The 13541-nt window shown below is 64.3% G+C and carries 15 protein-coding genes, 1 tRNA gene and 1 pseudogene; 15 read left to right on the top strand and 2 right to left on the bottom strand.

Features of this window, described 5'->3' with window-relative positions; all coding sequences use genetic code 11:
- Positions 1-9: 9 nt before the first annotated feature.
- The 5 genes from DWF74_RS10560 (at position 10) to DWF74_RS10580 (ending at position 4487) form a co-directional block, all read left to right on the top strand.
- Positions 10-930 (top strand): ABC transporter permease, encoded by a 921-nt coding sequence (locus tag DWF74_RS10560; RefSeq protein WP_115580914.1) that lies wholly within the window; start codon positions 10-12, stop codon positions 928-930.
- The gene (locus DWF74_RS10565) at positions 927-1736 is read left to right on the top strand and encodes an ABC transporter permease (protein ID WP_110596322.1); all 810 of its coding nucleotides are present in this window, start codon (positions 927-929) and stop codon (positions 1734-1736) included. The genes DWF74_RS10560 and DWF74_RS10565 overlap by 4 nt, the downstream gene beginning before the upstream one ends.
- A gap of 27 nt (positions 1737-1763) precedes the next feature.
- Positions 1764-2798, top strand: a complete 1035-nt coding sequence (locus DWF74_RS10570) for an extracellular solute-binding protein (RefSeq protein WP_115580915.1) — start codon at positions 1764-1766, stop codon at positions 2796-2798.
- A gap of 71 nt (positions 2799-2869) precedes the next feature.
- Complete coding sequence (locus DWF74_RS10575; RefSeq protein ID WP_115580916.1) at positions 2870-4333, top strand: amidase; 1464 nt, start codon at positions 2870-2872, stop codon at positions 4331-4333.
- A gap of 77 nt (positions 4334-4410) precedes the next feature.
- A tRNA-Met gene (locus DWF74_RS10580) sits at positions 4411-4487 on the top strand.
- Positions 4488-4768: 281 nt separating this feature from the next.
- Here the strand turns inward: DWF74_RS10580 and DWF74_RS10585 are convergent.
- On the bottom strand, positions 4769-5761 hold the full coding sequence (locus DWF74_RS10585) for a cytochrome-c peroxidase (protein WP_115580917.1): 993 nt from the start codon (positions 5759-5761) through the stop codon (positions 4769-4771).
- A gap of 247 nt (positions 5762-6008) precedes the next feature.
- Between DWF74_RS10585 and ggt the strand changes: the two genes are divergently transcribed.
- From ggt to DWF74_RS10635, 10 genes and pseudogenes are all read left to right on the top strand, one after another.
- A complete protein-coding gene (ggt, locus tag DWF74_RS10590; protein WP_115580918.1) occupies positions 6009-7844 on the top strand; it encodes a gamma-glutamyltransferase in 1836 nt (611 codons plus the stop codon).
- A 154-nt stretch (positions 7845-7998) separates the two neighbouring features.
- Entirely contained in the window at positions 7999-8493 is a 495-nt protein-coding gene (locus tag DWF74_RS10595; RefSeq protein WP_115580919.1) for a GNAT family N-acetyltransferase, read from the top strand.
- A 120-nt stretch (positions 8494-8613) separates the two neighbouring features.
- A pseudogene (locus DWF74_RS30645) lies at positions 8614-8751 on the top strand (helix-turn-helix domain-containing protein); the annotation flags it as partial.
- A gap of 465 nt (positions 8752-9216) precedes the next feature.
- Positions 9217-9483, top strand: a complete 267-nt coding sequence (locus DWF74_RS10605; RefSeq protein ID WP_115580920.1) for a DUF3077 domain-containing protein — start codon at positions 9217-9219, stop codon at positions 9481-9483.
- Between the two features lie 115 nt (positions 9484-9598).
- Positions 9599-9901: a type II toxin-antitoxin system HigB family toxin gene (locus DWF74_RS10610; protein WP_115580921.1), complete on the top strand. Its 303-nt coding sequence runs from the start codon at positions 9599-9601 to the stop codon at positions 9899-9901.
- A 5-nt stretch (positions 9902-9906) separates the two neighbouring features.
- Complete coding sequence (locus DWF74_RS10615; RefSeq protein WP_060841060.1) at positions 9907-10278, top strand: helix-turn-helix domain-containing protein; 372 nt, start codon at positions 9907-9909, stop codon at positions 10276-10278.
- A 78-nt stretch (positions 10279-10356) separates the two neighbouring features.
- A complete protein-coding gene (locus tag DWF74_RS10620) occupies positions 10357-11169 on the top strand; it encodes a MerR family transcriptional regulator (RefSeq protein WP_102860227.1) in 813 nt (270 codons plus the stop codon).
- Positions 11170-11303: 134 nt separating this feature from the next.
- Positions 11304-12020 (top strand): polyphenol oxidase family protein, encoded by a 717-nt coding sequence (locus DWF74_RS10625; RefSeq protein ID WP_115580922.1) that lies wholly within the window; start codon positions 11304-11306, stop codon positions 12018-12020.
- Positions 12017-12472 carry a GNAT family N-acetyltransferase gene (locus tag DWF74_RS10630; protein WP_115580923.1) on the top strand — a complete coding sequence of 152 codons (456 nt, stop codon included), beginning with the start codon at positions 12017-12019 and terminating at the stop codon, positions 12470-12472. The genes DWF74_RS10625 and DWF74_RS10630 overlap by 4 nt, the downstream gene beginning before the upstream one ends.
- A 96-nt stretch (positions 12473-12568) precedes the next feature.
- On the top strand, positions 12569-13150 hold the full coding sequence (locus DWF74_RS10635) for a DUF4234 domain-containing protein (protein ID WP_060841064.1): 582 nt from the start codon (positions 12569-12571) through the stop codon (positions 13148-13150).
- A 9-nt stretch (positions 13151-13159) separates the two neighbouring features.
- Here DWF74_RS10635 and DWF74_RS10640 read toward each other — a convergent pair whose 3' ends face one another.
- Positions 13160-13513 carry a gamma-glutamylcyclotransferase family protein gene (locus DWF74_RS10640; RefSeq protein WP_115580924.1) on the bottom strand — a complete coding sequence of 118 codons (354 nt, stop codon included), beginning with the start codon at positions 13511-13513 and terminating at the stop codon, positions 13160-13162.
- Positions 13514-13541: the final 28 nt, after the last annotated feature.

The raw sequence follows: 13541 nt of genomic DNA on the forward strand, positions 1-13541 counted from the left end.
GGATTCGCCATGCACGCCTCATCGATTTCCCAGCACCTGGAACGGCGCAAGGCCTTGCGCAGCGTTCTCGGAGTCAGCCCGGCGCTGATTGCCATCGGCCTGTTCCTGATCGTGCCGATCCTGATCGTCATCGGCTACTCGCTGATGGAAGCCAACCCCTACGGCGGGGTGAACCAGGTCTTCAGCAGCGACGCCTACACCTCCCTGCTGTTCGAACGGCAACTGGATGACAGCCTGGCCTTCGCCGACTCCTACCTGCTGATCGCCCTGCGCTCGATCGGCATTGCCGGGCTGACCACCCTGGTCACTCTGCTGATCGGCTTTCCGGTGGCGGTGTGGCTGGCCATGCAACCGGTGCAGCGCCGGGGCTTGCTGATCTTCCTGATCACCGTGCCGTTCTGGGCCAACCTGCTGATCCGCACCTACGCCTGGATTCTGCTGCTGCGCAACACCGGGGTGATCAACAACAGCCTGATGGGCCTGGGGGTCATCCACGAGCCGTTGCAGTTGCTGTACACCGACGGCGCGGTGCTGCTGGGGCTGGTCTACACCTACGCGCCCTTCGTGGTGCTGCCGATCTACGCCACCCTGGAAAAGATGGACATCCGCCTGCTGGCAGCCGCTCAGGACCTCTACGCCGGGCGCTGGCGCACCTTGCGCAAAGTGGTGCTGCCAATCGCCAAGCCGGGGATTTTCGCCGGGGCGATCCTGACTTTCGTGCCCTGCCTGGGCGCGATGATCGCTCCGGAACTGCTGGGCGGCGGCACCCGGATGATGCTCGGCAACCTGATTTTCCGGCAGTTCAGCGACGCCCGTAACTGGCCCTTCGGCGCCGCCCTGTCCCTGGTGCTGATGGCCGCGGTGATGCTGGTACTGACCGTCTACGCCCTGCGCGCCCAACGCCAGCGAACCCTTCAGGAGGGTGCATGATGATCCGCCTGTTCAAACGCAACGGCCTCGGTGTTCAGGACTTTCCCGGCTTCGGCGGCTTCAGTTTCCTGTTCTACCTATACCTGTATGCGCCGATCCTGGTGCTGGTGGTGTTCTCCTTCAACGCCAACCAGTCGGCCACGGTGTGGAGCGGCTTCAGCCTCGACTGGTACCGCGCGGCCTTCGCCAACCAGGCCCTGCGCCAGGCGGCGGGCAACAGCCTGCTGATCGCCGTGTGCGCCAGCATGGCAGCCACGGCGATTGCCACCCTGGCCGCCCTGGGCACCTCACGCGGAGCGAAGTTCAAGGGCCTGCAACTGTCCATGGGCGCCATCATGCTGCCCCTGGTGCTGCCGGAAATCGTCGTCGGCGTGGCCACCCTGGCGCTGTTCTCGACGCTGGGGCTGTCCCTGGGCTACGGCAACCTGATCATCGCCCACACGGTGTTCTGCATCCCCTTCGCCTACTTGCCGATCCGCGCCCGCCTCAACGACATGGACCTGTCCCTGGAGCATGCCGCCGCGGACCTGTACGCCGGCCCCTGGCGCACCTTTCGCAAGGTGACCCTGCCGCTGCTGATGCCGGGGATCGTCTCCGGGCTGATGCTGGCCTTCATCGTCTCCCTGGATAACTTCGTGATCTCGATGATGGTGTCCCAGGCGGGCACCACCACCCTGCCGATCTTCATCTTCGGCCTGTTGCGCATGGGCGTGACACCCGACGTCAACGCCGTGTCGACGCTGATCCTCGGCGTCTCGGTGCTGTTCGTCAGCCTCTCTTACCTGTTGAGCAAGAAACACCCTTGAACCGTCCACTGACCTTGGGGAAATGCCATGAGCAAGTTGATCGCAAGTCTGGGAACCTCGCTGCTGCTGAGCCTGCCACTGGCGGTACAGGCCGCCGAGAAACTCAACGTCGTGAGCTGGAGCGGCTACTTTTCGCCGGAGATTCTCGCCAAGTTCCAGAAGCAGACCGGCATCGAGGTCACGGTGGACTCCTACGATTCCAACGAAACCCTGCTGGCCAAGCTGAAACAGGGCGGCACCGGTTATGACGTGGCAATCCCGTCCCACCAGTTCATTCCGATCCTGATCCAGGAGCAGTTGCTGGAGCGCTTCGATCCGGCCCAGCAGCCCTACTACGCCGGCGTGGTCGACAACCTGAAAAAGCCCACCTGGGACCCTGAAGGCGCCTACTCGGTGCCCTTCATCTGGGGCACCACCAGCGTGGTGCTCAACAGCGAACGCTACAAAGGCCCGAGCGACAGCTACAAGGTGCTCTACGAACCGCCAGCGGAGCTGCAGGGGCGGATCAACATGTTCGACTCGGTGAGCGAAGTGATCGACATGGCCAGCCTGTACCTGAACATTCCGCTGTGCAGCGAAGACCCCAAGCAGATGCAGCAGATCCTTGGCCTACTCAAGGCGCAGAAGCCCTACGTCAAGACCTACAGCTCCAAGGCCGGGGCGATCCGCGAGAACCTGGCGGCCGGGGAAATCGACATGTCGATGTTCTGGGGCGGTTCGTCGATGCGCGCCCGGGAGATGAAGCCCAGCCTGAAATACCTCTACCCGAAAGAAGGCGTGCTGGCCTGGGTGGACAACATGGTCATCCCCAAGGGCAGCAAGCACCCGGCGAACGCCAAGGCCTTCATCGCCTTCCTCAGCCAGCCTGAGAACGCCGCCATGACCCAGAACTTCCTCAAGCACCAGAGCCCGATCAAGGGCGTCGAACCCTTCCTCGATGCCGGGCTGAAGGATGCCCCCGAACTGCACATTCCCGAGGGCACCAAGGTGGTCTTCAGCCAGACCTGCGGCGAAGGCGCGATCCGCCTCGCCGACCGCCTGTGGACCAACCTGATGCGCTGAGCTGCGTTGACTTCTGCCGCCCCGGCCTGGATGCCGGGGCGTTTCTAAAGCCGTTTGAAAGGCCCCCTGCCATGACCGCCAATCCCCCCAGCGAACTGGTCCTGCTCCAGGCCCATGAACTCGCCGAGCGTATCCGCCTGCGTCAGGTTTCCTGTCGGGAAGTGATGCAGACCTACCTTGCCCACATCGAGCACTACAACCCCCTGGTCAATGCCCTGGTCAGCCTGCAACCGGCCGACAGCCTGCTGGCCCAGGCCGAGCAGCGCGACGCCGAACTGGCCCGCGGCCAGTACCGTGGCTGGATGCACGGCCTGCCCCACGCGATCAAGGACCTGTCCCTGACCCAGGGCATCCGCACCACCCTGGGTTCGCCGCTGTACCGGGATTTCATCCCCGAGCGCGACGGCATCATGGTGGAACGGATCAAGGCCGCCGGGGCGATCATTATCGGCAAGAGCAACACCCCGGAATTCGGCCTCGGCTCGCAGACCTACAACCCGCTGTTCGGCGCCACCGGCTGTGCCTATGACCCGAGCAAGACAGCCGGCGGCAGCAGTGGCGGCGCCGCCGCGGCGCTGGCCCTGCACCTGGTGCCGGTGGCCGACGGCAGCGACATGATGGGCTCGCTGCGCAACCCGGCGGCCTTCAACAACATCTTCGGTTTCCGCCCGTCCCAGGGCCGGGTGCCCTTCGACGACAGCAGCGACCTGTTCATCGACCAGCTCGGCTACGAAGGCCCCATGGCCCGCAGCGTGCGCGACGCGGCCCTGCTGCTGTCAGTACAGGCCGGCGGCGATGCACGGGCGCCGCTGTCCATCGCCGAATCCGGCCAGGGCTTCGCCGCGCCACTGGAGCGCGACTTCAAGGGCACGCGCCTGGGTTGGCTGGGGGACTTCAACGGTTACCTGCCGATGGAAAAGGGCCTGCTGCCACTCTGCGAACAGGCCTTGGACGATTTCCGCAGCCTGGGCTGCAGCGTCGAACCGGCCAGCCCGGACTTCGCCCCCGAGCGCCTGTGGAACAGCTGGCGCACCTTGCGCCACTGGATGGTCGCCGGGTCCCTGGGCAACACCTATGCCGACCCACACAAGCGCGCGCAGCTCAAGGCAGAAGCCATCTGGGAAGTGGAGAACGGCCTCAAGCTGTCCGCCAGCCAGGTCTTCGACGCCTCGGTGATCCGCAGCGACTGGTACCGCGCCCTGTCAAAACTGTTCGAACGCTTCGACTACCTGCTGCTGCCCAGCGCCCAGGTCTTCCCCTTCGACAAGCACACCCCCTGGCCGCGCAGCATCGAAGGCGTGGCCATGGACACCTATCACCGCTGGATGGAGGTGGTGATTCCCGGCACCTTGTCCGGCTGCCCGGTGGCCAGCGTACAGGCCGGCTTCAATGCCGAAGGCCTGCCCATGGGTTTGCAGATCATCGGCAAACACCAGGCCGACTTCGCCGTCCTGCAACTGGCACACGCCTACGAACAGGCCAGCCGCTGGTTCCAGCGCTGCCCATCGCCACTGATTTCGGGGGGGAAGGGATAAACGGTTGATAGCGTAGATAATTTTTTTATAAAAACGCTTGACGCATCGTCGTTCCGAGCGAATAATGCGCGCCACTTGGCTACATAGCTCAGTTGGTTAGAGCATAGCATTCATAATGCTGGGGTCCGGGGTTCAAGTCCCTGTGTAGCCACCAAGTACTAAAAACGGCTTACCGCAAGGTAAGCCGTTTTTTTATGCGCTCAGAAAAGTGCCGGAGATTACGCGGCACCTTTGCATTCAAGCAGGAACAGGGAGTGGCCTTTTTAGATGGATAAAAACGCCAACGGCTGTCACCCCCGGTCATTTCAAACCTGCTCGCAAAGCCCCATCGATCAACGGTTCAATTGCACAACCGGGGACAAGCAGGACTGATACCGCCAAGGAGCAGGACGTAGCGATGAAAAACCGCAGCACGCTGCGGTTTTTCCACCCAGGTCAGTTGAACGGCTGCGGACGCGGTGTCTGCGCCGAGGACGGCGGCAGGATCGGCAGCTTGAAGTCCGGTTGATCGCCGGTCAGGGTTTCCAGGAAGGCCACGATCTGGCCGACTTCCTCAGTGCCCAGCTTGCGCCCCAATTGCAGCCTGGCCATCACGTCCACCGCCTCTTCCAGCGTCCAGTAGGCGCCGTCATGGAAGTAAGGGTAGGTCAGCGCCACGTTGCGCAGGGTCGGCACCTTGAACAGCATGCGGTCGGCGTCCTTGCCGGTCAGCCCGGCCACGCCCTGGGCCGGGTTCTGGGTGACGTAGGGCTCGATCATGCCCATTTTCTGGAACGAGCCACCGCCCACCGCTTCGCCGTTGTGGCAGGCCACGCAGCCGATGGACTTGAACAGTTGGTAGCCCTTGAGCGCGGTGGGGCTGATGGCCGCCTTGTCGCCCTTGAGCCAGCGGTCGAACGGCGCATTGGGCGTCACCAGGGTGGCTTCGAAGGCGGCAATGGCGTTGGTGGCGTCGTCGAAGCTGATCTCATCGTTGCCATACACGCGCTTGAACGATGCCCGGTAATGGGGAATGGAGCGCAGCACCTCCACCGCCAGTTCATGGGTAAAGCCCATCTCCCCCGGGTTGGTGATCGGACCGCTGGCCTGCTCCTGGAGCGTGGCCGCGCGGCCATCCCAGTACTGCGCAAAGCTCAGGCCGGAGTTGAGCACCGTGGGCGAGTTGATCGGCCCCTGGTGCCAGTTGTGACCGATGGAGGTGGGCAGGTTGTCGCTGCCGCCCATGCTCAGGTTGTGGCAGGAGTTGCAGGAGATGAAACCGGATTTGGACAGGCGCGGGTCGAAGAACAACTGCTTGCCCAACTCCACCTTGGCCACATCGGTGATCTTCGCCGGTTGTACCGGCCGGATCGGCTCGCTCGGTGCCTCGCCCCGCACCTCGCCCCCCAACAGCAATCCGAACACAAGTAACCACTTACAACGGTGCATGGCGTCCTCTCATCAGGCTTATGGTTTGCTGCACCATGTGCCCAACCTCCCCCAGCCGCCCTGACTCAGATCAATCGGTGGCCGGGTACACGCCTGCCTGCGACCCTATGTACAGGGCCGCTGAGCAGCGCCTTGCCACTGGCCCAGCGCACGGTCATGGCCACCTGCCGGCCCTGCTGTCGGCGCCACTGCTGTACATTCCCCTCCACGGACGACACCTCATTTCCCAGTGAACGGAGCTCAACGCGTGTTCTCGATCTTCCCTCCCCGTCACCCCCGACTCCTCAGCATCGGCCTGCTGGCCGCCGCCCTCAGCCTCAGCGCCTGTAACAACCCGCCCTCTTCCACTGCCCTGCCTGCCGCTCCGGAAATCGCTTCGGGCTACCGCACCGACATGCAGACCCGGCACGCCGACAAACACATGGCGGCCGCCGCCAACCCGCTGGCCGCCGAAGCCGGACGCGAGATGCTGCGCCAAGGCGGCTCGGCCATCGACGCGGCGATTGCCATGCAAGCGGTGCTGACCCTGGTGGAGCCGCAGTCCTCGGGGATTGGCGGCGGCGCGATGATCGTGCTCTGGGACGGCAAGGCCGTGCGCACTTATGACGGTCGGGAAACCGCGCCGGCGGGCGCCACCGAGAAGCTCTTCCTGCAGGCGGACGGCAAGCCGATGCCCTTCCCTCAGGCGCAGATCGGTGGACGCTCGGTCGGCACCCCGGGCGTGCTGCGGGCCCTGGAAATGGCCCACCGGAAACACGGGCGCCTGCCCTGGGCGCAGCTGTTCGAGCCGGCGATCCACCTAGCCGAGCAAGGCTTCGCTATCTCGCCACGGCTGCACACCATGATCAGCGCCGACCCGTTCCTGGCGCGCTCGCCGGACATGGCCGCGTACTTCCTCAATGCCGACGGCACGCCGAAAGCCGTGGGCACCTTGCTGAAAAATCCACAGCTGGCCGCGGTGCTCAAGCGCATCGCCCAGGAAGGCCCGGACGCCCTGTACACAGGCCCGGTGGCCGCGGAAATCGTCGCCAAGGTCCAGGGCCACGCCAACCCCGGCAGCCTGTCGCTCAACGACCTGCAAGGCTACCGCGCCAAGGAACGCGCGCCGCTGTGCAGCGACTACAAGCGCTGGCAGGTGTGCGGCATGCCGCCGCCCTCTTCCGGCGGCGTGGCGGTGGCGCAGATCCTCGGCACCCTGCAAGCCCTGGAACAACGCGACCCGCGCTATGCCCTGGCCAACCTCAAGCCGCAGCAAACCAACCTGCCGGCCGGCCTTGAGCCTGCGCCGCAAGCGGTGCACCTGATCGCCGAAGCCGAGCGCCTGGCCTACGCCGACCGCGGCCTGTACGTGGCCGACAGCGACTTTGTGCCTGTGCCGGTGGCCGGCCTGATCGCCCCGGACTACCTGGCCCGGCGCGCCGCGCTGATCAGCGAGCGCAGCCTGGGCAAGGCCGAGCCGGGCCAGCCCCGGGGCATCCAGGTGGCCTACGCCCCGGACCGTTCGCCCATGCGCATTTCCACCTCACAAGTGGTGGCGGTGGATGACTTAGGGGGCGCGGTGTCCATGACCACCACGGTGGAAGCGGCCTTTGGTTCGCACCTGATGGTCCAGGGCTTCATGCTCAACAACCAGCTGACCGACTTCTCCTTCATCCCCGAGGAAAACGGCCAGAAGGTGGCCAACCGCGTCGAACCGGGCAAGCGCCCGCGCTCGTCCATGGCGCCGACCCTGGTCTTCGACCGCGCCAGCGGCGAACTGCTGGCCAGCGTCGGCTCCCCGGGCGGCTCGCAGATCATCGAGTACGTGGCCAAGTCGCTGGTGGGCATGCTCGACTGGAACCTCGACCCGCAAGCCGCCGTCGGCCTGCCCAACTTCGGCAGCCGCAACGGCCCGACCGAACTGGAGAAGGGCCAGTTCAGCCCGGCGCTGAAACAGGCGCTGAAAGCCCAGGGCCATGAAGTGAACGAAATCGACATGACCAGCGGCACCCAAGCCATCGTTCGCGTGCGTGATGCCCAGGGCAAAGCCTCCTGGGCCGGCGGCGCCGATCCACGGCGCGAAGGGGAAGCGCTGGGGGATTGAAGGCCCTGCGCTGACCCCGAGGGCCGGCCGTGAGGCTGGCCCTTTTTTGTGGGCGGGGAACACGGGCGCTGTATGCAAGATTTTGCGGTGGTCTGTGTCTGACCCGGCCCGGGGATCTGCCCTAGCATCGTCCCTGTCCAGCGAGGAACCGACGATGAACAAGATTGCAGCCGACCTTGATATTCCGGGCCTGAGCCCACGACGCCTGATACCCCAGGACCTTGAACTGATCTGCCGCCATCGCCAGGCGATGTTTCTCGATGCGGGCAATGACCTCTGCAACTTGCAGGTGATGACCGAGCACTTTCGCCCCTGGTTGCGTGAGCGCCTGGAGGACGGCCGCTACTACGGCTTCGCCCTGATGGACGCCGAGCAGAGCGTGGCCAGCATCGGCCTGATGAGCATCGACTGGCCGCCCCACCCTTCCCATCCAACCCAGGATCAGCGCGGCTACGTGCTCAACGTCTACGTCGAACCGGCCTACCGGCGCCGCGGCCTGGCGTCGGCGCTGATGAAACTGGCACAGGCCGAGTTCCGCCAGCGCGGGCTGGGCTTTGCCGTGCTGCATGCGACCGAGGCCGGCAAGCCGCTGTATCAGGAGCTGGGTTGGGCCGCGACCAGTGAGATGGCGAAGGTGTTGGAGGGTTGAGTGAGCGGCTCCAGATCATGGAGCCGCCCTGAGCAGAGTTGCCCGGGTTTCAGGTCACGCAAAAAGTGACATAGGGGGCATGGATCACACACAAGAAAACGAATGGGCTGACTGGAAATACTGCTTGGCGTCTCGGTGAGAACCCTTCAGGAGTGGGAGCAAGGTCGGCGCTCGCCTTCCGGAGCGGCCCGTTCATTGCTGCATATCGCGATGCTCAGGCCCGATGTATTTCGTGAGGTGCTGGCACAACCTCTGTAGCCGCTGCCGCAGGCTGCGACAAGGACCGAAGGGCCTTCGGCGCCAGGGAGATCGCTGCGACCGTTCCGGTCGTTCGCAGCCTGCGGCAGCGGCTACAGGGGCGGTTCACAAAATGTCGCAGTAATGCCGTTGCGACTCCCCCTACTCCAACCTATGGTTCGACCGTCGCTGCAAAATCAGCGATCAGGCTTGGCGGCCTGATAGAATCGAGGCGCAACAGCGCCCCCACCAATCATGCAGGCGCTTTTTTTGCGCCCGCATACCTGCGTTATGGCGGGTTGCGTGGGAGAACCTTCGGGTTCGCCGGTTCCTTGATTCCCGGTCCGCCAATCCTGCGCAATCCGCCACCCTGATCTGCTTGGCGGCAGACGGTGACGGTCCTTCGAATCAAGGAGTCGTGACCATGAACTGCTTCTGCAATCTGTTTCCCCCACACCTCCCGTCACACAAAACCGGAGGTACCCGATGACCACTCAATCGCCCCTGACCACCCTCGGTGAAGTCCGCTTTTCCCAGTGCGGCGAACACCTGCGTCCGCTGTTTCGCGTCAATGCCGATGTGCCGATCAGCGATGCCCTGGAGCACGCCTCGGCGCTGTTGCATCTGGCAAAGCAATTCACCCTGGAGGCGGCCATGGAGCCGGGCTGCGACCGCTATGCTTGGGCGGCACACCACCTGGCTGAGATGGGCAAGGCACTGATGGACGACGTGCACGCCACGCTCTCTGCATGACCTGATCGTCCCTGAGCCGACGTCGCCTGCGCGGGCAGATCCAGCGATCTGCCCGTACGTCGCCTGACGCACTCAGCGACTTGTTTAAGTCCCAGCACGGGACTAGGATCGCGCCATGAGAATTATTGCAGTCAGTCAGTTGAAGGCCTTCTGGGAGAAGTACCCGGATGCAGAGCAGCCTTTACTGGCTTGGGTCGATGAAGCAAGGAATGCCGAGTGGTCCAACCCTGCGCAAATCAAGGACCAATATCGCAACGCAAGCATTCTCAAAAGCCGCAGGGTGGTCTTCAACATCAAGGGCAACGAGTATCGACTGGTCGTTGCCGTGGCCTATCGTTTCGGCGCGCTGTACATCAAGTTCATAGGCACCCACCGGCAGTACAACGCCATTGATGCCGACAGCGTAGACATGGAGTAATCCAGATGAACATCCGCCCTATCCACACCGACCAGGACTACCGCGCCGCGCTGCAAAGCGTCTCGCCCCTGTTCGACAACGAGCCGCAGCCCGGGACACCTGAAGGCGACTACTTCGACGTGATGATCACCCTGATCGAGGCGTACGAAGCCAGGCAGTTTCCCCTGGACCTGCCCAACCCGATCGAGGCGATCAAGTTCCGCATGGAACAGTCCGGCTTGTCCGCCGCCGACCTGGCACCCGCCATCGGCCGCACCAACCGCGTCTACGAGGTGCTCAACGGCAAGCGCGCGCTGACCCTGCCGATGATCTGGAAACTGCACCAACTGTTCGGCATCCCGGCCGAAAGCCTGATCAAGCCGAACAAGTCGTCCTGAGCATCACTGCCGGGCTTGAGCTTGCCCTTGGGTAAAGGCCCAACCTGCCTGGCAACCCAACACCACCAAGGACGCTCCATGCTCACCATCGGACAAATGGCCCGCTGCCACGGCCTCACCACCAAGACCCTGCGCCATTACGACAGCATCGGCCTGTTCACCCCGGCCCTCACCGGCCGGGACAACGGCTACCGCTACTACAGCCCGGAACAGATCGTGACCCTGGGCCGCATCGTCTGGCTGCGGCAGTTGGGCATGTCCCTGGAAGACATCCGCACGCTGGCGGACCAGGGCGGCCTGGACAGCGTGCTGCACATGCAGCAGTCGTTGCAGGAGCATGCCCGGCAGCTGGAAAGCGAGATTGCCCGCAGCCAGAAAGTGCTGGGTCACCTGCAACGCTACCTGGCCCAGCCACAGCGCCAGATCCCTGCCCCGCAGACACCGCAAAAGGTGTTCCTGGCCCGGCAACGGATCATCGGCATGGCCTGGCAGCAGGATGACCCGGGTTCCATCGCCGAGCTCTGGCAACGCTTCGAACCCCGGGAGCAGGAAATCCAGCGCCTGGCCGAGCCGGTGGGCACCTACGGCATCTGCCAGCCCCTGGAAGACGGCCAGTGGCGCTACGTGGCCGGCTTGCCGGTGGCCGCCGATGCGCCCCTGGTGCCGGGCATGGTCGAGCTGGACATCCCCGCCCGCCACTACGCCCGGGTCGAGCATCACGGCACCGTGGCCACCCTGCCGGAAACCTTTCGCGCCGCCTACAGCGAATGGCTGCCCGCCGCCGGGCTGATGCCGATCGAAGCGGTGGAGTTCGAATACACCGGCGAGCGTTTCCTGGGGCCCATGCACCCGGACAGCGTGGTGGAGCTGTACATCCCGCTCAAGGCCTGAAACATCCGCAAGGCGGGCCGCCCCCACAGGCAACCGCTGGTCTGGCGCTGCCTTTGCAGCGCGGTCTGTCAGCAAAAGTGCCTCGGATACCGCTATGCTCTGCAGCCATTCCCAGGTTACCGAGCGAAGGCCCGATGAGTTTCCAGGCAGCTGTGTTGAACCAGATACCCGGCATCCGTCATGAGTTTTCGACCCTGGGCGCTGCCCTGCCGGCCAACCTGTTCTTCTGCTCGCAGGTCCACAGTGGCGAGGTGGTGCACGCCAGCACCACCCTGCCCAGCGGGATCATTCGCGGCGATGCGGTCCTCACCCATTCCAGCCGGCCCATCGCGGTGGTCACCGCCGACTGCCTGCCGATGTTGATCAGCAGCCACGACGGCTCCTGGGTGGCGGCCGTGCATGGCGGCTGGAAAGGCCTGCACGGCGGGATCATCGCCAATGTGCTGCAACACTTCGCCAGCAAGGGCATCGCCCCACGGCAATTGCGAGTGGCCATCGGCCCGTCGATCAAACCCTGCTGCTATGAAGTCAGCGCCGACTTCATCGACACCCTGTCCGCCACTCAGGATCCGCTGTGGCCCGCTGCGCAAGCGCCCTGGAGTCGCCAGCAGCCGGCCCCGCGGCTGCCCCCGCAAATTCCCCCGCCACAGCCGACCCAGGCCGACTCCCTGTGGTTCGACCTGAGCCGCTATGCCGTGTACCTGCTGCAGGCCGCCGGCATCGAGGACGAGCAGATCGAAATCAGCGAGCTGTGCACCTACTGCTCGACCCCGACCCTGGCCAGCTATCGCCGACGCATGCATCGGGGTGAAGCCAAAGCCTTCCAGTACTCCTGGATCGGCCGGACATGAGCCTCGGCATTGCGCTACTCCCGACCTCTCTGACCGACCTGGAAACCCTGGTCCAGATGCGCATCGCGGCCATGCGCGACAGCCTAGAGCGCCTGGGTCGCTTCGACCCACAGCGCGCCCGGGAGCGCTCGGCCGCAAGCTTCGCGGCCGAGCGCTGCCACTTCATCCTCAGTGACGGACAGCCCGTGGGCTTTATCCAGAGCGAATCACACGAGGATCATCTGCGACTGCAGCACCTGTACGTCATGCCGCAATTCCAGGGGCGGGGCATCGGTGCCCAGGCCCTGGAGCCGCTTTTACAGCGTTCCACCAGAGAACAATTGCCCATCCACCTGGATGCGTTGCGCGGCAGTGACTCAAATCGATTTTATCGACGCCTGGGTTTTGTTCAGGTAGGCGAAAGTGAATGGGATATTCACTACGTTCGGCCCGCAGATCCCCCCCTGGCCTGAACCCGGCCCTCGTCGGCCATCGAGACCGTACTGGTGCTTGGCCAGCTACCTGAGCTAACGTTGCCTCCCGCCTCAGACCCAACCCAAGGAGTGCCCGTGTCTGACAATCTCTATGCCCCGCCCCAGGCGGATCTGGTCGCCCCTTCGGCGCACACGGCGCCACAACCCTTCTATGTGGTGTCCAAGGTCAAGTTCCTGACCCTGTACATCCTCACCTTCGGTATCTACCAGCTGTACTGGGCCTATAAGAACTGGCATCAGTTCAGGCACGCCAGCGGCCAGGAGTTGTGGCCGGTGGCCCGGGCGTTCTTCGCGATTTTCTTTACCCATGCGCTGTACCGCGAAGCCGATGCACAGCTCAAGCGCGACGGCCGCAGCCACGACTGGCGCCCCGGTGAACTGGCGACCCTGTTTGTGGTGGGGCTGATCGTCAACAACGTGGTGGATGCGCTGTCACGCAAGAACATCGGCTACCCGGTAACCGACATCGCCAGCCTGGCGCTGCTACCGGTGCTGGCGTGGGTCACCTGGCTGGGCCAGCGCGGCCTGAATGCCGCCGCCGGCGACCCCGAAGGCCGCAGCAACGCCCGTTTCACCCCGCTCAACTATGTGCTCTGCGCGCTCGGGGCCGTGGTGCTGGTGTTGGCCTGTCTCGGGGTGATGCTGCCGCCGGAGTGAGTCAGGAACTCAGGCGCTGACGTAGACCCAGGCCTGGATCCCCGAGGCCAGGGTCACGCTGACCCGCTTGTAGTCGGCGACTTCATAGCGGTCTGCCGCTGCCAGTTCCTCGGGGGTAATCTGAAACACCGTGCCGGCAATCGGCGTGCTGTCCGCCGCCCCCGGGCGCAGGATCGGGTGATGGGTCTTGCCACTGGCGGCCAATACCTCGGGATCGGTGATTTCCACCCAGCTCTGTTCATAGCCGAGCATGGCATCGGTGCTGCCACTCAACTCACGGCCGAAGTTGGCCAGCTGCACCGCCTTGTCTTGCAGGGTGCCGTAGGAAAAAAGGTAGACCGAAGCTTCTGTTGCCGAACTCATTCGTCACGTCCTTAAACACGATGATCCG

The organism is Pseudomonas protegens (genome assembly GCF_003363755.1).
Classification (GTDB): domain Bacteria; phylum Pseudomonadota; class Gammaproteobacteria; order Pseudomonadales; family Pseudomonadaceae; genus Aquipseudomonas; species Aquipseudomonas danubii.

Coding starts and splice junctions, on each gene's coding strand:
- DWF74_RS10620 (WP_102860227.1), top strand. CDS start 10,357: ATGCTCACCATCGGACAAATGGCCCGCTGCCACGGCCTCACCACCAAG.
- DWF74_RS10585 (WP_115580917.1), bottom strand. CDS start 5,761: ATGCACCGTTGTAAGTGGTTACTTGTGTTCGGATTGCTGTTGGGGGGC.
- DWF74_RS10570 (WP_115580915.1), top strand. CDS start 1,764: ATGAGCAAGTTGATCGCAAGTCTGGGAACCTCGCTGCTGCTGAGCCTG.
- DWF74_RS10615 (WP_060841060.1), top strand. CDS start 9,907: ATGAACATCCGCCCTATCCACACCGACCAGGACTACCGCGCCGCGCTG.
- DWF74_RS10560 (WP_115580914.1), top strand. CDS start 10: ATGCACGCCTCATCGATTTCCCAGCACCTGGAACGGCGCAAGGCCTTG.
- DWF74_RS10625 (WP_115580922.1), top strand. CDS start 11,304: ATGAGTTTCCAGGCAGCTGTGTTGAACCAGATACCCGGCATCCGTCAT.
- DWF74_RS10575 (WP_115580916.1), top strand. CDS start 2,870: ATGACCGCCAATCCCCCCAGCGAACTGGTCCTGCTCCAGGCCCATGAA.
- DWF74_RS10605 (WP_115580920.1), top strand. CDS start 9,217: ATGACCACTCAATCGCCCCTGACCACCCTCGGTGAAGTCCGCTTTTCC.
- DWF74_RS10610 (WP_115580921.1), top strand. CDS start 9,599: ATGAGAATTATTGCAGTCAGTCAGTTGAAGGCCTTCTGGGAGAAGTAC.
- DWF74_RS10565 (WP_110596322.1), top strand. CDS start 927: ATGATGATCCGCCTGTTCAAACGCAACGGCCTCGGTGTTCAGGACTTT.
- DWF74_RS10640 (WP_115580924.1), bottom strand. CDS start 13,513: ATGAGTTCGGCAACAGAAGCTTCGGTCTACCTTTTTTCCTACGGCACC.
- DWF74_RS10595 (WP_115580919.1), top strand. CDS start 7,999: ATGAACAAGATTGCAGCCGACCTTGATATTCCGGGCCTGAGCCCACGA.
- DWF74_RS10630 (WP_115580923.1), top strand. CDS start 12,017: ATGAGCCTCGGCATTGCGCTACTCCCGACCTCTCTGACCGACCTGGAA.